General features: G+C 71.2%; 23 protein-coding genes. 11 read left to right on the top strand and 12 right to left on the bottom strand.

All coding sequences use genetic code 11. From position 1 onward, the window contains the following. The first annotated feature begins 22 nt into the window (after positions 1 to 22). A complete protein-coding gene (locus tag JYK18_RS41770; RefSeq protein ID WP_206809486.1) occupies positions 23 to 934 on the top strand; it encodes a LysR substrate-binding domain-containing protein in 912 nt (303 codons plus the stop codon). On the opposite strand, the gene JYK18_RS41765 is transcribed toward JYK18_RS41770, so the two are convergent. After that, positions 922 to 2,208, bottom strand: coding sequence for an NAD(P)/FAD-dependent oxidoreductase (locus JYK18_RS41765; RefSeq protein WP_206809485.1), 1,287 nt, complete (start codon positions 2,206 to 2,208; stop codon positions 922 to 924). The genes JYK18_RS41770 and JYK18_RS41765 overlap by 13 nt on opposite strands. 218 nt (positions 2,209 to 2,426) lie before the next feature. Between JYK18_RS41765 and JYK18_RS41760 the strand changes: the two genes are divergently transcribed. From JYK18_RS41760 to JYK18_RS41740, 5 genes are all read left to right on the top strand, one after another. Next, positions 2,427 to 2,849, top strand: coding sequence for a RidA family protein (locus JYK18_RS41760; RefSeq protein WP_206809484.1), 423 nt, complete (start codon positions 2,427 to 2,429; stop codon positions 2,847 to 2,849). Then, positions 2,846 to 3,523 carry a DUF1028 domain-containing protein gene (locus tag JYK18_RS41755; protein ID WP_206809483.1) on the top strand — a complete coding sequence of 226 codons (678 nt, stop codon included), beginning with the start codon at positions 2,846 to 2,848 and terminating at the stop codon, positions 3,521 to 3,523. The genes JYK18_RS41760 and JYK18_RS41755 overlap by 4 nt, the downstream gene beginning before the upstream one ends. Continuing rightward, positions 3,520 to 4,635 carry a M20 family metallopeptidase gene (locus JYK18_RS41750; protein ID WP_206809481.1) on the top strand — a complete coding sequence of 372 codons (1,116 nt, stop codon included), beginning with the start codon at positions 3,520 to 3,522 and terminating at the stop codon, positions 4,633 to 4,635. The genes JYK18_RS41755 and JYK18_RS41750 overlap by 4 nt, the downstream gene beginning before the upstream one ends. Before the next feature lie 46 nt (positions 4,636 to 4,681). Continuing rightward, entirely contained in the window at positions 4,682 to 6,034 is a 1,353-nt protein-coding gene (locus JYK18_RS41745; protein ID WP_206809479.1) for an MFS transporter, read from the top strand. Between the two features lie 75 nt (positions 6,035 to 6,109). After that, on the top strand, positions 6,110 to 7,054 hold the full coding sequence (locus JYK18_RS41740) for a nuclear transport factor 2 family protein (RefSeq protein ID WP_206809477.1): 945 nt from the start codon (positions 6,110 to 6,112) through the stop codon (positions 7,052 to 7,054). Here the strand turns inward: JYK18_RS41740 and JYK18_RS41735 are convergent. The 6 genes from JYK18_RS41735 to JYK18_RS41710 form a co-directional block, all read right to left on the bottom strand. After that, on the bottom strand, positions 7,051 to 8,070 hold the full coding sequence (locus JYK18_RS41735; protein WP_206809475.1) for an acyl-CoA desaturase: 1,020 nt from the start codon (positions 8,068 to 8,070) through the stop codon (positions 7,051 to 7,053). The two genes, JYK18_RS41740 and JYK18_RS41735, sit on opposite strands and share 4 nt — an antisense overlap. A 70-nt stretch (positions 8,071 to 8,140) precedes the next feature. Further along, positions 8,141 to 9,037, bottom strand: coding sequence for an acyl-CoA dehydrogenase family protein (locus JYK18_RS41730; RefSeq protein ID WP_206809473.1), 897 nt, complete (start codon positions 9,035 to 9,037; stop codon positions 8,141 to 8,143). Continuing rightward, on the bottom strand, positions 9,034 to 9,918 hold the full coding sequence (locus JYK18_RS41725; protein ID WP_206809472.1) for an acyl-CoA dehydrogenase family protein: 885 nt from the start codon (positions 9,916 to 9,918) through the stop codon (positions 9,034 to 9,036). Before JYK18_RS41725 ends, JYK18_RS41730 begins: the two co-directional genes overlap by 4 nt. Continuing rightward, positions 9,915 to 11,039 (bottom strand): acyl-CoA dehydrogenase family protein, encoded by a 1,125-nt coding sequence (locus tag JYK18_RS41720; protein WP_206809471.1) that lies wholly within the window; start codon positions 11,037 to 11,039, stop codon positions 9,915 to 9,917. The genes JYK18_RS41725 and JYK18_RS41720 overlap by 4 nt, the downstream gene beginning before the upstream one ends. Continuing rightward, a complete protein-coding gene (locus tag JYK18_RS41715; RefSeq protein ID WP_206809470.1) occupies positions 11,039 to 11,878 on the bottom strand; it encodes an enoyl-CoA hydratase in 840 nt (279 codons plus the stop codon). The genes JYK18_RS41720 and JYK18_RS41715 overlap by 1 nt, the downstream gene beginning before the upstream one ends. Beyond that, entirely contained in the window at positions 11,875 to 13,353 is a 1,479-nt protein-coding gene (locus tag JYK18_RS41710; protein ID WP_206809469.1) for a FadD3 family acyl-CoA ligase, read from the bottom strand. Before JYK18_RS41710 ends, JYK18_RS41715 begins: the two co-directional genes overlap by 4 nt. 39 nt (positions 13,354 to 13,392) lie before the next feature. Here JYK18_RS41710 and JYK18_RS41705 point away from each other — a divergent pair, with 39 nt between their 5' ends. From JYK18_RS41705 to JYK18_RS41685, 5 genes are read left to right on the top strand one after another with little or no spacing between them, the layout of a single operon-like run. Continuing rightward, the gene (locus JYK18_RS41705) at positions 13,393 to 14,526 is read left to right on the top strand and encodes an acyl-CoA dehydrogenase family protein (protein ID WP_206809468.1); all 1,134 of its coding nucleotides are present in this window, start codon (positions 13,393 to 13,395) and stop codon (positions 14,524 to 14,526) included. Then, positions 14,523 to 15,290, top strand: a complete 768-nt coding sequence (locus JYK18_RS41700; protein ID WP_206809467.1) for an SDR family oxidoreductase — start codon at positions 14,523 to 14,525, stop codon at positions 15,288 to 15,290. Before JYK18_RS41705 ends, JYK18_RS41700 begins: the two co-directional genes overlap by 4 nt. Positions 15,291 to 15,298: 8 nt before the next feature. Beyond that, positions 15,299 to 15,916 carry a TetR/AcrR family transcriptional regulator gene (locus JYK18_RS41695; RefSeq protein ID WP_206809466.1) on the top strand — a complete coding sequence of 206 codons (618 nt, stop codon included), beginning with the start codon at positions 15,299 to 15,301 and terminating at the stop codon, positions 15,914 to 15,916. Continuing rightward, positions 15,916 to 17,067, top strand: a complete 1,152-nt coding sequence (locus tag JYK18_RS41690) for an acetyl-CoA C-acetyltransferase (protein WP_206809465.1) — start codon at positions 15,916 to 15,918, stop codon at positions 17,065 to 17,067. Before JYK18_RS41695 ends, JYK18_RS41690 begins: the two co-directional genes overlap by 1 nt. A gap of 14 nt (positions 17,068 to 17,081) precedes the next feature. Further along, entirely contained in the window at positions 17,082 to 17,639 is a 558-nt protein-coding gene (locus JYK18_RS41685; RefSeq protein WP_206809464.1) for a sugar O-acetyltransferase, read from the top strand. Here JYK18_RS41685 and JYK18_RS41680 read toward each other — a convergent pair whose 3' ends face one another. From JYK18_RS41680 to JYK18_RS41660, 5 genes are read right to left on the bottom strand one after another with little or no spacing between them, the layout of a single operon-like run. Then, a complete protein-coding gene (locus tag JYK18_RS41680) occupies positions 17,640 to 18,437 on the bottom strand; it encodes an alpha/beta fold hydrolase (RefSeq protein WP_206809462.1) in 798 nt (265 codons plus the stop codon). 18 nt (positions 18,438 to 18,455) lie between these two features. Further along, positions 18,456 to 19,502 carry a nitronate monooxygenase family protein gene (locus tag JYK18_RS41675; protein ID WP_206809460.1) on the bottom strand — a complete coding sequence of 349 codons (1,047 nt, stop codon included), beginning with the start codon at positions 19,500 to 19,502 and terminating at the stop codon, positions 18,456 to 18,458. After that, positions 19,499 to 20,215 carry a CoA-transferase subunit beta gene (locus JYK18_RS41670; RefSeq protein ID WP_206809458.1) on the bottom strand — a complete coding sequence of 239 codons (717 nt, stop codon included), beginning with the start codon at positions 20,213 to 20,215 and terminating at the stop codon, positions 19,499 to 19,501. The genes JYK18_RS41675 and JYK18_RS41670 overlap by 4 nt, the downstream gene beginning before the upstream one ends. Beyond that, entirely contained in the window at positions 20,212 to 21,075 is an 864-nt protein-coding gene (locus JYK18_RS41665; protein WP_206809457.1) for a CoA transferase subunit A, read from the bottom strand. The genes JYK18_RS41670 and JYK18_RS41665 overlap by 4 nt, the downstream gene beginning before the upstream one ends. Beyond that, on the bottom strand, positions 21,065 to 21,820 hold the full coding sequence (locus JYK18_RS41660; protein WP_206809456.1) for an enoyl-CoA hydratase family protein: 756 nt from the start codon (positions 21,818 to 21,820) through the stop codon (positions 21,065 to 21,067). Before JYK18_RS41660 ends, JYK18_RS41665 begins: the two co-directional genes overlap by 11 nt. Between the last annotated feature and the right edge of the window lie 24 nt (positions 21,821 to 21,844).

Raw genomic sequence — 21,844 nt, 5'->3', positions numbered from 1 at the left:
GGGCACAGGGCAGGATGTCGCCATGAGCGAGCCCTCCTTCACCCTCGTGCAGCTGCGGTACTTCGAGGCGGCGGCCCGGCACCTCAGCATGACCGCCGCGTCGAAGGAACTGCTGGTGTCGCAGTCGGCGGTGTCGACCGCGATCGCGCAGCTGGAGAAGGAGATGGGGGTGCAGTTCCTGCTGCGTCACCACGCCCGCGGGCTCAGCCTGACCACCGCCGGTGAGACGTTCTACAAGCGCGTGCTGGACTTCCTCGCCCACGGCGCCGAACTGGTCGAGACCGCCCGGCAGTCCGGGACCGAGCTGGTCGGCACGCTGACCGTCGGCTGCTTCGCCACACTCGCGCCCTTCCGGCTGCCGAGCCTGCTGGCGGAGTTCGAGGCGCGGCACACGCGGGTCCACGTGTCCCTGCGCGAAGGCGAACACCACGCGCTCAAGTCGGCGCTGCGCTCGGGGGAGACCGAGCTCGCCCTGCTCTACGGCTACGACCTCGACGACGACATCGACCGTGAGGTCGTGGGCACGGCACCGCCGTACGCCCTGGTCGCCGAGGACCACCGCTTCGCCAAGCGCAAGCACCGCAAGGTGTCGCTGGCGGAACTGGCCGAGGAGCCGATGGTGCTGCTCGACCTGCCGCACAGCCGCGAGTACCTGCAGTCGATCCTCAGCGACGCGGGCGTGGAACCCCGGGTCCGCCACCGGACCACCGGGTACGAGACCGTGCGAGCGCTGGTCGCCCACGGCCACGGCTTCGCCCTGCTCAACCAGCGCCCGTCCGCCGAGACCACCTACTCGGGCGCGCGGGCGGTGGCGCTCACGCTGACCGACGAAGTCCCATCGCTCGACGTCGTGGTCACGTCGATGCGCGGAGCCCGCCTCACCCGGCGCGCGCAGGAGTTCCGGGAGCTGTGCCGGGCGCGCTACGCGAGGTAGCCGCGCTGGATGGCGATGTGGTCGGCGACGAACTTGGCGTCGTGCCACACGCCCCAGATGAAGCTCGAACCACGGCGCGCCAACCAGGGCAGGCCGAGGAAGTACACGCCCGGCTCGGCCGAAATACCGCGGCGGTGCTTCGGCCTGCCGTTCTCGTCGAGCGCGTCGACTTGGAGCCAGCTGTAGTTGACGGCGTACCCGGTCGCCCAGACGATCGAGCCGATGCCGTCGAGGTCGAGTTCGAGGATCGGGTCGGTCACGCACGCGGGGTCCGGCCCCAGCGCGCGGGCAGCCGGTTCCTCCGGGAGGTCCAGGCCGTTGCGCGTGACGTAGGCGTCGGCTTCGTCGAGCAGCGCGAGGTAGTTCGCGTCCCCGTTGGCGATGTTGGTGCCGAGGTCCGGCGCGAAGCGGAGGGTGCCGTTGTCGTGCGAACTGGTCATGCCGACCAGGGTGATGCCGAGGCCGGCGAGGTCGCGGAAGTCGACCGTGTGCCCGCCGCGGGCCCCGCTGACCGCGATGGTGACGTGTTCCGCCCCGGCGGGCGGGGTTTCCGCGTCCCACTTGCCGAGCACCCCGAGCCACCAGCAGAAGTCGCGGTCGCGGTACCGGCGCGGGGGACGGTCGTGGGGGCCAACGGAGAGGTACACCGACCGGCCGGATCGGCGGAGTTCCTCGGCGATCTGCACCCCCGACGACCCGGCACCGACCACCAGCACCGCGCCCTCGGGCAGTTGCTCCGGGTTGCGGTAGGAGCTGGAGTGGAGCTGCACCGGACCGGCGTCGGCGGGCACGATCGGCGGGATCACCGGCCGCTGGAACGGCCCGGTCGCAGCGACGACGTACCGCGCGTCGATGGGGCCGTCGGAGGTCTCCACGCGGAACCCGGGGCGGCCCTCGTGCCTGCGGACCGAGGTCACCTCGACCCCGGTCCGGATCGGCGCGGCGATCTTCTCCGCGTACGCCTCGAAGTAGGCCGCGACCCGCTCCTTCGACGCGAACGCGCCGGGGTCCAGGTCGACGAACTCCAGGCCGGGGAAGCGGTCGTGCCACGCGGGCCCGTTCGCCACCAGCGAGTCCCACCGCTCGGACCGCCAGCGCTCGGCGATCCGGTGCCGTTCGAGGACCAGGTGCGGCACGCCCGCCTCGCCAAGGTGCTCGCTCATCGCCAGCCCGGCCTGGCCCCCGCCGACCACGACAGCCTCCACGGCTTCCACGGCCGCCACAGCTTCCACGGCCCCCACGGCTCCCGCGGCCTCCACCTCTCGGCTCGACATCCGGCCTCCCTTGCGCCTCGGTGCTTGTCCTCCGGATCCTCACCGCCGGTTTTGCTCGTGTCCAACAGATGTTTCCGGCACACAAGATCTGATTTTCCGATGCAAGGTTGCATCAGTTTTTTCGATTCATTGGTACTGAAACATCTGTTGGACAGAGGCTCGGGCCGAGTTCAGGCTGGGGCGAACCGCCGGAAGCCCACGTCAGGGAAGGCCACGCCGTGACTGTCCACCGCCGCATCCGCCCGTTCAACACCCGGGACACCTATCCCGAGCAGAACCTGGACAACGACCTCTGCCAGGCCGTGGTGGCCAACGGCACGGTCTACGTCCGCGGCCAGATCGGGCAGGACCTCGACACCAGCGAGTCGGTCGGCATCGGCGACGCCGCCGCGCAGGCCGAGCGGGCGATGGCGAACATCGAGCTGCTGCTGACGGAGGCGGGCAGCAGGATGGAGCACCTGGTCAAGCTCACCATCTACCTGATCGACCCGCGCTACCGCGAGGAGGTCTACCGAGTGGTCGGGCGCTGGACCAAGGGTGTGCACCCGATCTCGACCGGCGTGGTGGTCTCGGCGCTCGCGCGGCCGGAGTGGCTGTGCGAGATCGACGCCATCGCCGTGATCCCGGAGGAGGAGAAGTGACCTTTTCGATCGTGGCCCGTGCGGTCGAGGGCGGTACCACCCGCTTCGGCATCGCGGCCAGCTCGTCGAGCCCCGCGGTGGTCGCCCGCGTCGCGCACCTGCGGCCGGGCGTCGGCGCCGCGGCCTCGCAGAACGTCACCGACCCGCGCCTCGGCGGTCGCCTGCTCGACCGGCTCGGTGCGCACGGCGATCCCGAACGCGCGCTCGCCGAGGTCACCGCCGCCGCGGACCACATCGAGTACCGGCAGCTCACCGTGCTCGGCGCGACCGGCCCCGGTTTCGCCTACAGCGGCGCGGGGACGCTGGGCAAGCACGCGTCGGCGACCGCGGACGGCGTGGTCGTCGCGGGCAACATGCTGGCGGGCGAGCACCTTCCCCAGGCCATTGTGGACGCCTTCACCACCGCCACCGGCGAACTGGAGCAACGGCTCGTCGCCGCCATGCGCGCCGGGCTCGACGCGGGCGGCGAGGAGGGGCCGGTCCACTCCGCCGGGCTCGTCGTGGTGTCCGATGTGGACTGGCCGGTCACCGACCTCCGGGTGGACTGGGCGGACGACCCGATCGACCGGCTCGCCGAACTGCTCGACGTGTGGCTGCCGCAGCGGGACACCTACGTCGCCCGTGGGCTCGACCCCGCGTCGGCGCCGTCCTACGGCGTGCCGGGGGACGAGTGAAGGCCGCCGCCCGTGCCGTGATCGACCGGCACGCCGACGAGCTGATCGCGTTGTCCGAACGGCTGCACGCCGATCCGGAGACCGCGTGGGAGGAACACCGCGCCGCCGCGGCAGTACCGGACCTGCTCGACCGCGCCGGGTTCGCCGTCACCTCGAACCACCTCGGCCTGGACACGGCGTTCCACGCGAGCTTCGGTTCCGGGCCGACGCGGATCGCGGTGTGCGCCGAGTACGACGCGCTGCCCGGGCTCGGTCACGCCTGCGGCCACAATCTGATCGCGGCCAGTTCCATCGGCGCAGCGCTGGGGCTGGCCGCGGTCGCCGACGACGCCGGGGTGACCGTCGAGGTCTACGGCACCCCGGCGGAGGAAGGCGGCGGCGGCAAGATCGAACTGCTCGACCGCGGTGCGTTCACCGGGGTGGACCTCGCGATGATGGTGCACCCGGCCCCGGTGGACGTGGCCGAAGCGCGGCCGTTCGCGGTCAGCCACTCGAAGATCTCCTACACCGGCAAGTCCGCGCACGCGGCCGCCTACCCCGAAGCCGGGGTCAACGCCGCCGACGCGTTCACCGTCGCCCAGGTCGCCATCGGCCTGCTGCGCCAGCACATCCCCGCGTCGGCGCGGGTGCACGGCGTCGTGACGCACGCGGGTGACGCACCCAACGCGATCCCCGAGCACGCCACGGGCCGCTGGTACGTGCGTGCGGAAACCCTCGCGGAACTGGCCGAGCTGGAACCGCGGGTGATGCGTGCCTTCGAAGCCGGGGCGCTGGCCACCGGCTGCGAGCTGACCGTGGAACCGGAGAGCAAGCCGTACGCGGAGTTCCGCGCGGACGAGACGGCACTGGCGGCCTACCGCGCCAACGCCGTCGAACTCGGCCGCGAGTTCGGCCGGGACGCCACCGCGTCCCGGATGAACCGCGCCTCCACCGACATGGGCAACGTCTCCAAGGTCGTGCCCGCCATCCACCCCTACATCGGCATCGGGTCGCTGCCGGCGCTCAACCACCAGCGCGAGTTCGCCGCGCACTGCGTCGGCGGCACCGCCCAGCGGGCCCTGCTCGACGGGGCGATCGCGCTGGCGTGGACCGGCGTGGACCGCGCCCGCTGACCCCTTCCGCGAGGACAACGACGTCCCACGGCCCGAGGAGGCCATCATGACCGCCACTGACTCCGCTCCCGCCGGGGAGTTCCCCGAGACGGAAGTCGATCCCCGGACGTTGCGCCGGAGCATCACCGCCGGCGCGGTCGGTGTTTTTGTGCACTGGTTCGACTGGGCCGCGTACGCGTACCTCGCGAGCACCATCGCGACGGTGTTCTTCCCGGACGGTGACGCCACCGCCGGGCTGCTCGCGGTGTTCGGCGTCTTCGCCGTGTCGTTCGGGATCCGGCCGGTCGGCGCACTGGTGTTCGGCCCGCTCGGGGACCGGATCGGGCGCAAGCGCACGCTGTCGATCGTCATCTTCATGATGACCGGTGCCACGCTGGTGATCGGGTTGCTGCCAGGGTACTCGCAGATCGGGATCGCGGCCCCGCTGCTGCTGGTCTTCCTGCGGCTGCTGCAGGGGTTCGCGGCGGGTGGTGAGTTCGGCAGCGCGGCGAGCTTCCTCGCCGAGTACGCGCCGCGCCGCCGCCGCGGGTTCGGGGTCAGCTGGCTCGAAGTCGGTTCCCTGCTGGGCTTCCTGGCCGGTTCGTTCGTGTTCTTCCTGCTGTCGGTTGGCTTGACCGAGGAGCAGCTCAGCTCGTGGGGCTGGCGCATCCCGTTCCTCATCGCCGCGCCGCTGGGCATCGTCGGCTTCGTCATCCGCAACAAGATCGAGGACACGCCGGAGTACCGCGCGCTGGAGGCCACCGACAACGTGCCCCGCAGCCCGGTGCGGGAACTGTTCCGGCACAACAAGAAGCAGCTGTTCCAGGCGGCCGGGCTGATGACCATGATGCACGTGCCGTTCTACGCCGTGCTCACCTACCTGGTCACCTACCAGACCGACTACCTCGGTCACTCCGCCGGAAACGCCGCGTTGCTGTCCACGGTCATCTCGTTGGTCGGGCTGGTCTTCGTCCCGGCGTTCGGGCGGCTGTCCGACCGCGTCGGCAGGCGGCCGGTGCTGATCGGCGCGGGCCTCGCGTTGTTCGTGCTCGCGGTCCCGGCCTACCTGCTGATGCGCACGGGCGTGGTCGGCACGTGGATCGGCGGGCTCGCGCTCGGTGTGGTGCTGTCGGCGATCCTGGGCACGTACGCGGTGTGGTCGGCCGAGATCTTCCCGACCAGGACCCGCCAGGGCGGTCTGTCCATCGCGTACAACGTGACCGCCGCGTTGTTCGCCGGGACCGTGCCGTACCTGATGACGGTGCTGATCTCGGCCACCGGCAGCACGCTGGTGCCCGGGCCGTACCTGATGGTGGCGGCCGTGGTCGGCCTGGTCGCCGCCTTCTCGCTGCGGGAGACCGCGGGCACCCCCTTGCTGCGAGCCGAGGACATCCCCGGCGATCGCTTACCCCGGGGGTAATCGACGGGGTGACCGATCGTTGCGAGGCTTTCGCCCAACGGGCAGGACCACTGCCCCGGCAACTGGGAGAACACCTTGCGCGCATGGGTCAGTGCGTTCGCCGCGACCGCCGCACTCGCCGTTCTGGCGACGCCGGCCGGGGCGTCGAGCCGGTTCGAGGAACTGCCCGAGAACGTCCGCACGTTCATGACCGCGTACACGGCCTGGGGCGACAACCCGCGGGACGTGGACGCGTACCTGGACCTGTTCGTTTCGGACGGTTCGGCACGCTTGTGGGACAGCGGGCTGGCGAAGCCGATCGACACCACGGCGGGCATCCGCGCGCAGATCGAAGGGGTCAACCGGCTGGTGCCGGACTACCGGTTCGTCCCGGAACGAGCCACGGCGAGCCCGGACGGCAAGGTCGCCTTCGTCGAAGCGACCAACACCGGGACCATCAACGGGAAGCCGGTCGCCTTCACGACCATGCACCGCCTGGTCTTCGGTGATCCGGAGACGACCAGGGTGCAGGACGGCAGGCGGTCCTGGGACCAGGTGAACCTGTTCGCGCCGGTGGCCGACGCGCAGCACCCCCTGCCGAACCTCTTCGAGGGCATCACCTCGACACCGGTCGACTCGCTGCCCGGCATCGACCTGCCCGTGTACCTCCGGGAAAAGCTCTGGCGGCACGAGAAGAGCGACGCGCTGGTGGCCGGTCACCCGGGCACGGCGAGCCTGAGCGGTCCCGGTCTCGCGACGCCGCTCACCGGCCGGAAGGCGGTGACGGCGTACCTGGACCGGTTCTTCGGCACGGTGAGCGACCTGCGCCTGGAGCCGGGGACCACCGTGCGCTCCGGTGGCACGACGTACCAGGAATGGCTCGGCACCACCACCGCACACGGCGGTGGTGACGCCAGGCCGGTCCCGTTCTCCCTGGTCGAGCGCATCGAACCGCAGCGGTGGTCGCTGTACTTCGACACGCTGGACCTGGTCGCCTCCCGGGAGACGGTCGCGGTGCTCCGCCAGCGGATCTTCGGCTAGTGCCGTAGCGGTGAACCGGCCTCGTGGAGGTGGCGCAGGGCTTGCGCGTACGAGTCGACGAGGCCGGTTTCGTGGTACGGGACGCCGATTTCCGCGCAGTAGTCCCGCACGATGGGCTGGGCGCGCCGCAGGTGCGGGGTGGGCATGCTGGGGAACAGGTGGTGCTCGATCTGGTAGTTCAGCCCGCCCATCGCGGTGTCGACGAACCAGCCGCCGCGCACGTTGCGCGAGGTGAGCACCTGGCGGCGCAGGAAGTCCGGCCGGTCGTTCCCGGTCAGCGTCGGCATGCCCTTGTGGTTCGGCGCGAAGATCGATCCCATGTAGACACCCCAGAGCCCCTGGTGCACGGCGATGAACACCAGCGCCTTGGCCGGCGACAGCACCAGGAACACCGCGCCGAGGTACAGCGCGAAGTGCGCCAGCAGCAGCCCGGCCTCCAGGCCGCGGCGCTTGAGGCCCGGCTTCAGCACCGCCCGGATGCCCGACCAGTGCAGGTTCAGGCCCTCCAGGGTGAGCAGCGGGAAGAACAGGAAGGCCTGGTACCGGCCGATGAACCGCGGCACCCCGCGGCTGGCCCTTGCCTGGTCCTTCGACCACACCAGGACGTCCGGGTCGACGTCGGGATCGAGTTCCTCGTGGTTCGGGTTGGCGTGGTGGCGGGTGTGCTTGTCCATCCACCAGCCGTAGCTCATGCCGATGCCGAGATTGCCCGCCAGCCGCCCGGCGATCTCGCTCGGCCGCCGGGTGCGGAACACCTGCCGGTGCGCGAGATCGTGCGACAGCAGGGCGATCTGCCCGAACAACACGGCCAGCGCCACGGCGACGACCAGCGTCGCCCAGGAGTCGCCGACCCAGGCGAAAGCGGCCCACGCGCCGGCGAACAGCGCGGTCACCGTGCCGATGCGCAGTGCGTAGTAGCCAGGACGCCGGTCCAGCAGGCCGGCCTGGTTGATCCGCCGTGACAGCCGGGCGAAATCGCTTCCGGTCTCCGCGGCGATGAGAGGCTGTGTGGTCACGCGTCGAGTCTCTTGATCGCGTGGGCGAGCCGGTAGCCGGTGCACACCCCCGATCGGGGTAGGGCTGCCCCTACCGGCGGAGATGTTCGTGCGGTGCGCCGAAGAGCAGGCTGCTGCCGTGCGCGCGCTTGAAGTACCGGTGCGCCGGGTGTTCCCAGGTGATGCCGATCCCGCCGTGCAGCTGGATCATCTCCGCGGCGACCGTGGTGAACGCCTCCGAGCAGTGCACCTTCGCCACCCAGGCGAGCGACGGGTCTTCCGCGGCTTCCGCAACGCACGAGCGCGCGGTTTCCACCAGCACGTACAGCTCGGCCAGCCGGTGCTTGATCGCCTGGAAGCTCCCGATCGCCCGGCCGAACTGCTTGCGCTGTTTGGCGTAGTCCAGGGTGATCTCGAACGCGCGGGCCATCGCGCCGGTCTGCTCGGCGGCCAGCAGCACGCACGCCTGGTCCCGCAGCGAAGGATCGACGTCCCCCACCCGCGAAGCCCGCACCCCGCGGAGTTCCACGGTCGCGAGCCGCCGCGTTTCGTCCATGGTGGGGGAGTGGGTGCGCCGGACGCCGTCCTGATCGGTCGGTACGGCGTACAGGGAATCCGCCACCACGAGCAGCAGATCCGCCGTGTCGCCGTCGAGCACGAAGCGGTCGGTGCCATCCACAGTGGACTCATCAGCGGAGAAGCCCGACCACGCCACGGTTCCGGTGGTCAGCTTGGCTGCCAGCGGTGAGTCCGCCAGCGCCAGCGCGGTGATGGACGTGGACAGGAACGGCAGCGGCGACAGCACCCGGCCGAACTCCGCCGCGACCACGGCCAGTTCGGGCAGTCCGGCCCCCAAACCGCCGTGTTCCTCCGGCACCGCGAGCGCGGCGACCCCGATCTGCGAGCACAGCACGTCCCAGGAAGCGTCGCGGGACAACGCGGTGCGGACCGACGAGCGCAGCGCGTCCAGCTCCTCCGCCGTACTCACGCCAGCACCCGCCCTCGGTGGAAGGCAGGCGTTCCCCACGCCGCGGCCAGGGCGCGCACCTTCGTCAACCGCAGGCCGAGCCCGTGCTCGGCGGTGTAGCCGATGGCGCCGTGCACCTGGAGACCGGTCTTCGCGGCGAGCGCGGCGGCCTGTCCCGCCGCGACCTTCGCCGCGGAGACGTCCCGGGGTGCCGCGGTCAGCGCGGCCGCGTGGAGCAGCGGACGGGCGAGTTCCAATGCGGTGACGGCGTCCGCGAGCAGGTGCTTGATGGCCTGGTAACCGCCGATCTCCCGGCCGTACTGCTTGCGCTGCTTGGCGTAGGTCACCGAGGTGTCCAGCAGCCACTGACCGGCACCGAGCAGTTGCGCGGCCGTGGCCAGTGCGCCGTGCTCGAACGCCAGCGCTACCGCGTCGCCGACCCGATTACCGCGTTCCGGCTCGAACAACCGGCGCACCCGGTCCACAGAGGACAGGCGCTCACCGGCGGCGAAATCGTACGTCCCGTCGGGCGTGAGCATCAGACGCACGTCCGCGACATCGGCGTCCAGCCCGTACGGCACGTGCGGCGGCGCCACCACCGACGCCAGCCGCCCGCCCGATTCGATCGACAGCGCGGGCAGCACGGCGGCCGTGTCGACCCACGGCCCCGGCACCGCGTGGTACCCGAGGCGTTCGACGGCCACCACCAGGTCGACCAGCGAGCCACCGGCGTCCAGCAGGTCGAGCAGGCCGAGATCGGTGAGCCCGTGCCAGAGCTTCATGCCCGGCCCGAGATCGTCCTCGGCCCACGACCGGGCGGCCGCGTCGCAGTCCGCTGTGGACAGATACGCGTCGATCGCGGCGGCGAAGTCCTGCTGTTCCGCGGAAAGGGCGAACCTCATCGATCACCTCGCGGGAGGCCGAGCAACCGCTCGGCGACGATGTTGCGCTGGATCTGGTCGGTACCGCCGTAGATCGGCCCGGCCAGGGAGAACAGCCAGCCGTCCGGCCACGTGTCGTCCACCTCGGCCGCCGGGCCCAGCAGGTCCAGCGCGGTTTCGTGCATGGAGACGTCCAGCTGCGACCAGAACAGCTTGTTCACACTGGATTCCGGCCCGAGCGACGCGCCTTCGGCGAGCCGGGTGGCCGTGCCGAAGGTGTACAGCTGGTAGGCGCGCGCCCCGATCCACGCGTCGGCCACCCGGTCGGCCAGCGCCGGATCCCGGCTCTCCGACCACAACCGGACGAGCCGGTCGGCGGTGGCCAGGAACCGGCCGGGGCTGCGCAGCGACAGCCCGCGCTCGTTGTTCGCCGTGGTCATCGCGACCCGCCAGCCTTCACCCGGCGTGCCGATCACGTCCTCGTCCGGTACGAAGACCTCGTCGAAGAACAGCTCCGCGAAACCCGGTTCACCGTCGAGCTGGTTGATCGGCCGCACCTGCACGCCCTCGGCCCGCAGGTCGATCATGAAGTAGGTCAGCCCGCGGTGCCGCTCCGAGCCCGGATCGCTCCGGAAGAGGCCGAAGGCCTTGTCCGCGAAGGCGGCCCGCGAACTCCACGTCTTCTGGCCGGACAACAGCCAGCCACCCGAGGTGGGTGTCGCGGTGCTCCGGAGGGCCGCGATGTCGCTGCCCGCCTCGGGTTCGGACCACGCCTGCGCCCAGACCTCCTCGGAGCGCGCCATCTTCGGCAGGATGCGGGCCTGTTGCTCGGGCGTGCCGTGGGAGAACAGCGTGGGCGCCAGCATGAACAGGCCGTTCTGGTTGACCCGGCCGGGCGCGGCGGCCGCGTAGTACTCCTCTTCGAAGATCAGCCAGTCCAAAAGGGACACGTCACGGCCACCGAACTCGACCGGCCACGAGACCACCGACAACCGCGCGTCGGCCAGCTTGGCCTCCCATTCGCGGTGCCGCGTGAACCCTTCGGCGGTGTCGAACGAGGGCAGTTTGACGACGTTCTCGGCCAGCCACTCGCGCACTTCGGCCCGGAAGGCCAGCGTCGATTCGGGGAGGTCGAGGTCCATCAGGACTGCTTCCCGGCGTCCCGCATCGACCGGGCGTCCTGCCCGCCGAGCGAGTCACCGCCGGCGACCTCGGCGTTGTGCGCGTGCGCGAAGTGGTGCAACCCGAACACCGAGTCCATGCCCGCGCGCAGGCCCATCAGGTCCTCGGCCTGGTTGACCGCCTTCTTCGCCAGCGCGAGCCCGAACCCGGGCATGGCGGCGATCTTCCCGGCCAGTTCCAGCGTCGCCGACTCCAGTTCCTCGCGCGGCACGACGCGGTTGAGCATGCCCCACTCCTTGGCCTGCGCGGCGGTGAACCGCTCGCCGGTGAACAGCACCTCCTTGGCCGCGCGCGGCCCGAGCACCCACGGGTGCGCGAAGTACTCGACCCCGGGAATACCCATGCGCACCACGGGATCCGCGAAGAAGGCGTCCTCCGAGGCGACGATCAGGTCGCACGACCACGCCAGCATCAGCCCACCGGCGATGCACGCGCCCTGGACGCTGGCGATCATCGGCTTCGGCAGCTCCCGCCAGCGGCGGCACATGCCCAGGTACACCTCGGACTCACGGGCGAACCGCCGGTCGCCGCCCTCGCGGCGGGTGTGGTCCCACCACAGCACCGCACGGCGGTCGAAGGAGGTGTCCGCGTCCCGTTCCGGCGAGCCGATGTCGTGCCCGGCGGAGAAGTGCTTGCCCGCCCCGGCCAGCACGATCACCTTCACCGAGTCGTCGTCGACCGCCCGCGAGAACGCGTCGTCCAGCGCGTAGGTCATCGCCGAGTTCTGCGCGTTGCGGTAGTCGGGCCGGTCCATCGTCACCACCGCGACCGCGTCCCGCTGCTCGTACCGCACCGTCATGGGGCCTCCTCGCCGTCGACACGGAGTGTTCGCTTGAGTACTTTCCCGGACGCGTTGCGCGGCAGGGCGTCGACGAACTCCACCCGGCGCGGGCGCTTGTAGTTGGCCAGGTTCGCCGTGCAGTGCGCGAGAACGTCCTCTTCGGACAGTGCGGAACCGCTACCGGAGCGCACCACGAAGGCCGCGCCGACCTCGCCGAGCCGGGCGTCCGGCACCCCGATCACCGCCGATTCGGTGACCCCGTCGAGCCGCGCGAGCACCTGCTCCACCTCGGCCGGGTAGACGTTGAACCCACCGCAGATGTACATGTCCTTGATGCGGTCGGTGATCCGGAGGTAACCGCGTTCGTCCAGCTCACCGGCGTCCCCGGTGTGCAGCCAGCCGTCGGCGTCGATGGCCTCGGCGGTGGCCTCCGGATCGTCGAGGTAGCCGAGCATGGTGTTCGGACCGCGCAGCAGGACCTCGCCGGACTCGGCGATCCGCACCTCGAAGCCCGCCACCCCGGGACCGCAGGTGGTGGCCACGGTGACCGGGTCGTCGCCCGCGTGGCACATGGTCGCCACCACGGCTTCGGTCAGCCCGTAGGCGGTCAGCACGGTGTCCAGGCCGAGATCGGTCTGCATGCGTTCGATCAGGGGGACCGGCACGATGGCCGCGCCGGTCACCGCGATCCGCAGCGACGACAGGTCGTGCGCCGGGCGGTCCGGGTGGTCGAGCAGCACCTGGAAGACGGTCGGCGCGCCGGGCAGCACGGTGATCCGCTCCGCCTCGATCAGCTCCATCGTGCGCACCGGGTCGAAGGTGGCCTGCGGCACGATGGTGCTGCCGCGCAGGACCGCGGCGAGAATGCCCGCCTTGTAGCCGAAGGTGTGGAAGAACGGGTTGAGCACCAGGTACCGGTCGTCGGCGGTGAGCGCGGCGCGCTCGGCCCAGGCGGCGGCGACGCCGAGCGAGCGCCGGTGGCTGGTCATCGCGCCCTTGCTGCGGCCGGTGGTGCCCGAGGTGAACAGGATGTCGGCGAGGTCGTCGGGTTCGACGACCGGGTCGAACGTGCCGGGGACGTCGGTCCAGTCGGTGGGCAGGCGCAGCACCACGCCCGGCGCGGCGTCCCCGATCTGGGCGAGCCGGTCCACGCCGAGGAAGTCGTCCGCGACCACCAGCGCCTTGGCCCGGCTGCGGGTGATCACGTCCCGCATCTCCGGGCCGGTGAACCGGGTGTTGATCGGGACCAGCACCGCGCCCGCGGTCAGCGCGCCCAGTGCGGCGATCACCCACTGGTGCGTGTTCGGCGCGCAGATCGCCACGCGGTCGCCGCGGTGGACGCCCCGTTCGGCGAACCAGGCGGCGCGCCCGAGTACCTGCTCGTGCAACTCCGGCCAGCTGAGCCGCGCCGGACCGTCCACGAGCGCTTCACCGTGCGGCAGGCGGGCCGCCGTCGCGGCCAGTGCGGCGGGAATCGTGTCCGAAGTGTTCAAGGTCTTCGCTCCCTAGCAAGTGCTTGGTAGGGTAGCAGCGTGACCGAGTTCCGGGAACGGGTGCGCGACTGGCTGGCCGAGAATCTGGCCGGTGAGTTCGCCGCGCTGCGTGGCCTCGGCGGCCCCGGCCGCGAGCACGAGGCGTTCGAGGAGCGGCTCGCCTGGGAACGGCGGCTCGCCGACGGTGGCTGGACCTGCCTCGGCTGGCCGGAGGAGCACGGCGGCCGCGGGGCGAGCCTCGGCGAACAGGTGATCTTCCACGAGGAGTACGCCAGGGCGAACGCGCCGGCGAAGGTCGGGCACCTGGGTGAGCAGCTGCTCGGACCGACGCTGATCGCCTTCGGCACGCCGGAGCAGCAGCGGCGGTTCCTGCCGAAGATCGCGGCCGTCGAGGAGCTGTGGTGTCAGGGCTATTCCGAGCCGGGCGCCGGCTCGGACCTGGCCGCGGTGTCGACCACGGCCACGCTCGACGGTGACGAATGGGTGCTGCACGGGCAGAAGGTGTGGACCTCGCTGGCGCAGCAGGCCGACTGGTGCTTCGTGCTGGCGCGCACCGAACCCGGCTCGAAGCGCCACCACGGGCTGTCCTACCTGCTGGTGCCGATGCGCCAGCCCGGCATCGAGATCCGGCCGATCGTGCAGCTGACCGGCACCTCGGAGTTCAACGAGGTGTTCTTCGACGGTGCCCGCACCGCCCGTGACCTGGTGGTCGGCGAACCGGGTGACGGCTGGCGGGTGGCGATGGGCACGCTCGGCTTCGAACGCGGGGTCGCCACCCTCGGCCAGCAGGTCGGCTTCCGGCGTGAACTCGACGCGCTGACCGAACTCGCCGAGCGCACCGGCGCCGCCGCCGACCCGCACATCGCGGAAAAGCTGGCGCGGGCCCGGGTCGGCCTCGAAGTGATGAACGCGCACGCGCGCCGCACGCTCGGGGACACCGCGCCCGGCGTGGCCGAAGTGTCCAAACTGGTCTGGGCGAACTGGCACCGCTCGCTCGGTGAGCTGGCGATGCTGGTGCGCGGCCGGGAATCCCTCCTGGCGGCGGAACTGGACGAGTGGCAGCGGCTCTACCTGTTCACCCGCGCCGACACCATCTACGGCGGGTCCAACGAGATCCAGCGCAACGTCATCGCCGAGCGCGTGCTCGGCCTGCCAAGGGAGGCCCGCCCGTGATTCCCGTGCCGAAGTACCCGGAAGGCCGCGATCTGCTGCGGGACAAGGTCGTGGTGATCACCGCGGCGGCGGGCACCGGGATCGGCTCCGCGGTGGCCAGGCGCTGCCAGGAGGAGGGCGCGCGGGTGGTGCTCAGCGACCGGCACGAGCGCAGGCTGGCCGAGAAGGCGGCCGAGCTCGGCGGGGTGCCCGCGATCCCGTGCGACGTCACCGACGGCGACCAGGTGCGGGCGCTGATCGACGGGGCCGTCGCGCACCACGGCCGGATCGACGTGCTGATCAACAACGCCGGGCTCGGCGGCCAGAAGTCCATTGTGGACATGACGGACGACGAGTGGTCCACGGTGATGGACGTGACGCTGAACAGCACGTTCCGGGTGACGAGAGCGGCGCTGCGGCAGTTCATCGCGCAGGGCGACGGGGGAGCGGTGGTGAACAACGCCTCCGTGCTCGGCTGGCGGGCGCAGGGCGGGCAGGCGCACTACGCCGCGGCGAAGGCCGGGGTGATGGCGCTGACCCGCTGCGCCGCGGTCGACGTCGCCGAGCACGGCATCCGGGTCAACGCGGTCGCGCCGAGCCTGGCGATGCACCCGTTCCTGGCCAAGGTGACCAGCGAGGAGGTGCTGGCCGAGCTGACCGCGCGCGAGGTTTCCGGCAGGGCGGCCGAACCGTGGGAGGTGGCGAATGTGATGGTGTTCCTCGCCAGTGACTACGCCTCGTACCTGACCGGCGAGGTGGTCTCCGTTTCCAGTCAGCACGCGTGAGGAAGCCGATGAGCAAGCCAGGAACGAACTCGGGCCGCCGGGCCGAACTGCTGGGCATCGCGGCCGGCCTGTTCGCCGAGCGCGGGTTCGTCTCCACCACCGTGCGGGACATCGCCGACGCGGCGGGCATCCTCTCCGGCAGCCTGTACCACCACTTCGACTCCAAGGAGCAGATCGCCGACGAGATCCTCACCGGGTTCCTCGACGAGCTGTTCGGCACCTACGCCGAGATCGTCGAGTCCAAGCTGGGGCCGCGCAAGACGCTGGAGGCGGTGGTGTCCGCCTCGTTCGACTCGATCCACCGGCGGCCCGCCGAGGTGGAGATCTACCAGAACGAGGCCAAGCACCTGGCGAAGTTCCCGAGGTTCGCCTACCTCGGCACGCGCAACGCCGAGTTCCGCAAGCTGTGGCACGACCTGCTCGCCGAGGGCATCACCACCGGTGAGTTCCGCGCGGACCTGGACATCGAACTGGTCTACCGGTTCGTCCGCGACACCGTCTGGGTGGCCGTGCGGTGGTACAACCCCGAGGGCACGCTGTCCGCGGCCGACGTGGCCGCGCAGTACCTCGGCATCCTGCTCGACGGCATCGCGACGAAGCGGCGCCGCGTCAAGAAGGAGACCTGATGGCCGAGGCCTACGTGCTCGACGCCGTGCGCACCCCGGTGGGCAGGCGCGGTGGTGCGCTCAGCGCGCTGCACTCCGCCGATCTCGGCGCCCACGTGATCGAGGCGGTGGTCGAGCGGACCGGGGTCGACCCGGCGCTGGTCGACGACGTGATCCTCGGCTGCACGGACACGCTCGGGCCGCAGGCGGGCAACATCGCCAGGACGGCGTGGCTGGCCGCCGGGTTCCCGCACCACGTGCCGGGGGTGACGGTGGACCGGCAGTGCGGGTCGAGCCAGCAGGCGGTGCACTTCGCCGCGCAGGCGGTGCTCAGCGGCACGATGGACCTGGTGCTGGCCGGTGGGGTGCAGAACATGAGCCAGATCCCGATCAGCGCGGCCATGCTGGCCGGGCGCGAGTACGGCTTCGACGACCCGTTCTCGGGGTCGAAGGGCTGGCAGGAGCGGTACGGCGCGGCCGAGATCTCGCAGTTCCACGCGGCCGAGATGATCGCTTCGCACTGGGGTTTCCCGCGAGCGCAGCTGGAGGAGTACGCGTTCGCGAGCCACCAGCGCGCGCTGGCGGCCATCGATTCCGGTCGCTTCGACGCGGAGATCGCGCCGGTCGGCGAGTTCCGCCACGACGAGGGGCCGCGGCGGGACACCACGCTGGAGCGGATGGCCTCGTTGAAGCCGCTGAGCCCGGGTTCGGTGCTGACCGCCGCGGTGGCCAGCCAGATCTCGGACGGCGCCTCGGCGACGCTGATCGCGTCGTCGGAGTTCGTGAATGAGCACGGCCTTCGACCGCGGGCCCGCATCCACCACCTGTCGGTGCGCGCCGCGGACCCGGTGTGGATGCTGACGGGCCCGATCCCGGCGACCGCGCACGCGTTGCGGCGTACCGGGTTGTCGATCGGGGACATCGACCTGTTCGAGGTGAACGAGGCGTTCGCGCCGGTGGTGCTGGCGTGGCTCGACGAAACCGGCGCCGACCCGGCGCGGGTCAACGTCAACGGCGGCGGTATCGCACTGGGGCACCCGATCGGCGCGACCGGGACGAAGCTCTTCGCCACCCTGCTGCACGAACTCGAGCGACGCGGGGGCCGATACGGCCTCCAGACCATGTGCGAAGGCGGCGGCACCGCCAACGTCACCATCGTCGAGCGAGTGTGATCTAGCCTCGTGGCATGGGTGAGCACAAGGAGCGCATGCTGCGCGGCGAGCTGTACCGCGACAACGATCCCGAGCTGGTCGCCGAGCGGCACCGGGCGCAGCGGCTGTGCGGTGAGTTCAACGCGACCGAACCGGACGCGACCGTCCGCCGGGACGAGTTGCTGCGCGAGTTGCTCGGCAAGTTCGGTGAGGGCTCGTGGATCATGCCGCGCTTCCAGTGCGACTACGGCTACCTCATCGAGATCGGCGCCAACTCGTTCCTCAACTACGACGCGATCCTGCTGGACTGCGCCCCGATCCGGATCGGTGACGACGTCTCGATCGGGCCTCGGGCGCAGCTGCTGACCGCGCTGCACCCGATGGAGGACCACGAGGCGCGCCGCCAGCGGTGGGAGAGCGCGGCGCCGATCACCATCGGGAACAACGTCTGGTTCGGCGGCGGGGTCACCGTGTGCGCCGGCGTGACCGTCGGCGACTACACCGTGGTCGGTGCCGGGAGCGTGGTCACCAGGGACCTGCCGGACCGGGTGTTCGCCGCGGGCAACCCGGCGCGGGTGATCCGGCCGCTCTGATCAGCCGGGCAGGTCCGCCAGTAGCTCCCGTAGGGCGGCTTCGAAGCCCTTCGGGTTGCGCTGCGGGGCCAGGTGCGCGCCCGGCACCTCGGCGAACGGCTGCCCCAGCTCCAGCGCCAGCGTTTTCGCCGGCCGGTAGTGGTAGTACCCCCGGCTGTCCCGGCCCGCGGTCGGGGTGATCTCCACCCGCGACCGCCGCAGCGCCACCAGGTCCGGTTCGTACCCGTAGAACTCGCGGATCTCCCTGGTGAACAGCCGGATCCACTCCTGCTCGTTCGGCAGGCGCACCATCTTCAGCTCCGGCAGCCCCGCCCCGGCCAGCGAGCCGACGAACTGCCTGAACGCCCCGACCAGGTCACCCCGCTCGCACGCGACGACCTGCGCCTCGGCGAAGGCCAGCCACTCCTCGGCGTCCGGCAGCAGGTGCACCACCGGCGGCTCGTGCGCGATCAGCCCGGTCAGCACGTCGGGGTGCCGCGCGGCCAGGTCCAGCCCGATCAGCGCGCCCGCGCTGGTGCCGAACACGGTGGCCTTGCCCAGTCCGGCGTGCTCGATCACCGCCCGCGCGTCGTCGGCCTGCAGGCTCACCGGGACTGCTCCGGTGGTCTCGTCCGTGCTGCGGAAGTGCCCGCGTCTGTCGTAGGTGATCACGGTGTAGTCGCTGCTCAGCCGCTTGCCGATGGCCCGATAGCTGTTCGCCGCGCCCAGCCCGCCCGCGATCATCAGCAGCGGCGGCCCGTCCCCGGTGGATTCGACGTGCAGCTCACCGTCGACGACCGGGCAGCGCTCCGAGATCATGCCGGGAAGTCAAGCACATCAACCGGTGCCGAGGCGCCGAAGGATCTGCTCGGCGTCGGTGACGATGCTCTCGATCAGCTCCGCCACCGGCGGCAGGTCCGCCAGCACGCCCACCACCTGCCCGGACGCCAGCACCCCGGCGTCCGGATCGCCGCCGACCAGCCCGGCGCGCAACAGCATCGGCGTGTTCGCCGCCATCAGCACCTGCGCCCAGTCGCGGTCGCCGCCGCGCTTCATCGCCACGCCCTCGCGCAGCATCGCCCGCCAGCTCAGCCCGGTGATCCGGCGGAACCGCGCGGCGTTGGCGACGGCCCGCGCGAACCCGGTGAGCCGCCCGGACCGCTCCAGCGAGTCGACCAGTTCGGTGCGCAGCACGCGGTGCGGCATGCCGTCGACCTTGCGCGTCACCACGGTGTCGCCGAGCCCGCGGTCCAGGTAGGCGCGTTTGACCGCGTCCGGCACGGTGCTTTCGCGGGTCAGCAGGAACCGCGTGCCCATCGCCACCCCGGCCGCGCCGTAGGCCAGCGCGGCGGCCAGGCCGCGACCGTCGTAGAAGCCGCCGGCGGCCACCACCGGGATGTCCACCACGTCCAGCACGGACGGCAGCAGCAGTGTGGTGGCCACGCCACCGGTGTGCCCGCCGCCCTCGCCACCCTGCACGATCACCGCGTCGGCGCCCCAGCCCGCGACCTTCTCCGCGTGCCGCGCGGCCCCGACCGACGGGACGACCACCACGCCGTGGTCCTTGAGCTTGGCGATCATGTCCGGTTTCGGGGCGAGCGCGAAGGAGGCGACCTTGACGCCCTCGGAAATGAGCAGGTCGACCCGGCGGCCGGCGTCCTCGGCGTCGGCGCGGAGGTTCACGCCGAACGGTTTCGCCGTGCGCAGCCGGGTTTCCTTGATCGCGGTGGCGAGTTCCTCGTAGGTCATCGTCGCCGAGGCGAGGATGCCGAGCCCGCCGCCCTCGGCGGTGGCGGACACCAGCCGCGGCCCGGCCACCCAGCCCATCCCGGTCTGCACCACCGGGTGCTCGACCCCGGTCAGCTCGGTCAGCGCGGTCTTCACGACGGCACCTCGCGCTCGCGGTGCCCCTTCGGGTCGACGACCTCCCGCAGCAGGCGCAGTTCCTCGTCGGTGGGCTGCCGGGTTTCGGTGACCTCGCTGGTGTCGAGCTCGAAGGAGGTGTTCGCGCACACCTCGGCCACGGACACCCCCGGGTGCGTGGACACCAGCCGCATGGTGTGGTCCGGCCCGCCGAAGTCGAGCACGGCCAGGTTGGTCACCACGCGGTGCACGTCGTGGTACGGGAAACCCTTGGCGCGCTGGTAACCCACCCCGGATACGATGTCCACTTCGGACACGAAGACGCGCTTGCCGTGCCGGGGCACCCAGTAGCTGGTGCGGTGGTTGACCGTGTTGCCCGGCCCGCCGCGCACCCCGAGCAGCTGCTTCACCGGCCGGGCGTGCGCACCGATCGCCGAGATGTTCTGGTCCCCGTGGCGGCCGATCTGGTTCGCGCCCATCACCACGTGGCGCTTGCCGTGCGGCACCACGGTGTCGAGCACCTTGCGGAACGGCTGCCAGCCCTCGATCGTGCCCTCGGCGTCGACCAGGTACGCCTCGCCGTTGGAGAGCAGCAGATCCGGTTCGAAGGTGAGCCGGGCCAGCCGCGCGCCGATGGACGGCAGCAGGCCCATCGGGCTGACCAGGATCTCCCCGTCGCCGCGGAACAACTCCGCGCAGGCGACCGCGGCGACGTCGGCGCGGGTGGTGCTCATGCGGCCTCCTCGTGGAACTTCGCGACCTGGTCCTGGTACTGCTGTTCGTCGCCGCCGAGGAAGCGATCGGCGAAGGCAGGCCACTTGTCCGGGTCCTTGGCGGATTCGGCGTAGTGGCGCTGGAACTTCTCGTCGCGGCCGTAGTCGGGCGCGGCCGTGGTGAAGTGCGCGCCGTTCGGCGTTTCCGCCACGCCGTCGACCGAACTCCGGTTCAGCAGCAGGCTCTGCACCGGCCCGCCCGCGGTCAGCTCCGCGGTGTCGACCACCTTCTCCACGCTGACGAAGGTGCGTTCGGCGGCGAGCGCGAAGAGTTCGTCGAAGTACGGATCGGGGCCGAGGTACTGGGCGTTGCCGCGGGCGTCGGCGCGGTTCAGGTGGACGAGCGCGGCGTCCAGTTTCAACGCGGGCACGGCGAGCAATTCCTCGCCGTCGTCGTAGGGGGAGCGGACGGTGCGCAGGTGCCGGTTGAGGTCCAGCACCGCCGAACCCAGCCCCGCCCGCGTCGGCAGGAACGGAAGTCGTTGCGCGGCAGCGGAAAGCGCGGTGCCGAACACGCCCTCGTCGTACTCGGTCACCTCGATCGAGCCCTGCTCGCGCACGCGGTTGAACCACGGGTCGAACGGGATCGAGTCGAGCGTGACGAAGCCGAACACCAGCCGCCGGATCTTGCCCGCCGACGCGAGCAGGCCCACGTCGGGACCACCGTAGGAGACCACGGTCAGGTCCTTGACCGGCGACCGCAGCAGCGCCCGGACCAGCGCCATCGGCTTGCGGCGGGACCCCCAGCCGCCGATGCCGACGGTCATGCCGTCGCGCAGTTCCGCGACGATCTCGTCCGGCGTGGTTCGCTTATCCGCCATTCTTCCCCCTGTCCAGGAACTGCTGCCGTGCCTCGTCCGACACCCCGGAGAGGTTCAGCTCGAAGGTGAAGCCCTGCTCGAAGCGGTAGCTGCGGTGCACGTTCTGCGGGTCGATCCCGTTGATCGCCTGCTTCGCCGCGCGGATCACCCGGGTGTCCTTCTCCGCGATCGTGCGGGCGAGCGCCAGCGCGGTCTTGTCCAGTTCTTCGCGCGGCACCACGGAATACACCGAACCGTGGTGGTGGAGCTGGTGCGCGTCGATGGTGCTCGCGGTGAAGTAGAGCGTGCGCATCAGGTGCTGCGGCACCAGTCGCGCGAGGTGCGTGGCCGCGCCCAGTGCGCCGCGGTCCACTTCGGGCAGTCCAAAACTGGCGTCCTCGCTGGCGATCACCACGTCCGCGTTGCCGACGAGGCCGATGCCGCCGCCGAGGCAGAAGCCCTGCACGGCGGCGATGACCGGGACGGCGCAGTCGTAGACCGCGGCGAAGGCCGCCGCGCAGCCCTGGTTGGCGCCGATGAGCGCGGAGTAGCCGGAATCGGCCTGGATCTCCTTGATGTCGACCCCGGCGTTGAAGCCGCGGCCTTCGGCGCGCAGCACCACGACGTGGCAGCCGGGGTCCTCGCCGGCGGCGCGGACCGCGTCCGCGAGGTCGAACCAGCCCCGCACGGTGAGGGCGTTGACCGGGGGCGCGTTCACCGTGACCACGGTGACGCCCGGCTCTGGTTGTTCGGTGGTGATGGGCATGTGGGCCTCTCGCCAAACCTAGCA

Origin of the sequence: Amycolatopsis sp. 195334CR (genome assembly GCF_017309385.1) — a bacterium.
In the GTDB taxonomy this organism is placed as follows: Bacteria; Actinomycetota; Actinomycetes; order Mycobacteriales; family Pseudonocardiaceae; genus Amycolatopsis.
This window is presented reverse-complemented; position numbering and strand designations above follow the sequence as displayed.

Excerpts from the sequence above, each read along its gene's own strand:
- JYK18_RS41770 (WP_206809486.1), top strand. The coding sequence starts at position 23 with ATGAGCGAGCCCTCCTTCACCCTCGTGCAGCTGCGGTACTTCGAGGCG.
- JYK18_RS41765 (WP_206809485.1), bottom strand. The coding sequence starts at position 2,208 with ATGTCGAGCCGAGAGGTGGAGGCCGCGGGAGCCGTGGGGGCCGTGGAA.
- JYK18_RS41745 (WP_206809479.1), top strand. The coding sequence starts at position 4,682 with ATGACCGCCACTGACTCCGCTCCCGCCGGGGAGTTCCCCGAGACGGAA.
- JYK18_RS41680 (WP_206809462.1), bottom strand. The coding sequence starts at position 18,437 with ATGATCTCGGAGCGCTGCCCGGTCGTCGACGGTGAGCTGCACGTCGAA.
- JYK18_RS41695 (WP_206809466.1), top strand. The coding sequence starts at position 15,299 with ATGAGCAAGCCAGGAACGAACTCGGGCCGCCGGGCCGAACTGCTGGGC.
- JYK18_RS41660 (WP_206809456.1), bottom strand. The coding sequence starts at position 21,820 with ATGCCCATCACCACCGAACAACCAGAGCCGGGCGTCACCGTGGTCACG.
- JYK18_RS41685 (WP_206809464.1), top strand. The coding sequence starts at position 17,082 with ATGGGTGAGCACAAGGAGCGCATGCTGCGCGGCGAGCTGTACCGCGAC.
- JYK18_RS41670 (WP_206809458.1), bottom strand. The coding sequence starts at position 20,215 with ATGAGCACCACCCGCGCCGACGTCGCCGCGGTCGCCTGCGCGGAGTTG.
- JYK18_RS41715 (WP_206809470.1), bottom strand. The coding sequence starts at position 11,878 with ATGACGGTGCGGTACGAGCAGCGGGACGCGGTCGCGGTGGTGACGATG.
- JYK18_RS41690 (WP_206809465.1), top strand. The coding sequence starts at position 15,916 with ATGGCCGAGGCCTACGTGCTCGACGCCGTGCGCACCCCGGTGGGCAGG.
- JYK18_RS41665 (WP_206809457.1), bottom strand. The coding sequence starts at position 21,075 with ATGGCGGATAAGCGAACCACGCCGGACGAGATCGTCGCGGAACTGCGC.
- JYK18_RS41720 (WP_206809471.1), bottom strand. The coding sequence starts at position 11,039 with ATGGACCTCGACCTCCCCGAATCGACGCTGGCCTTCCGGGCCGAAGTG.
- JYK18_RS41725 (WP_206809472.1), bottom strand. The coding sequence starts at position 9,918 with ATGAGGTTCGCCCTTTCCGCGGAACAGCAGGACTTCGCCGCCGCGATC.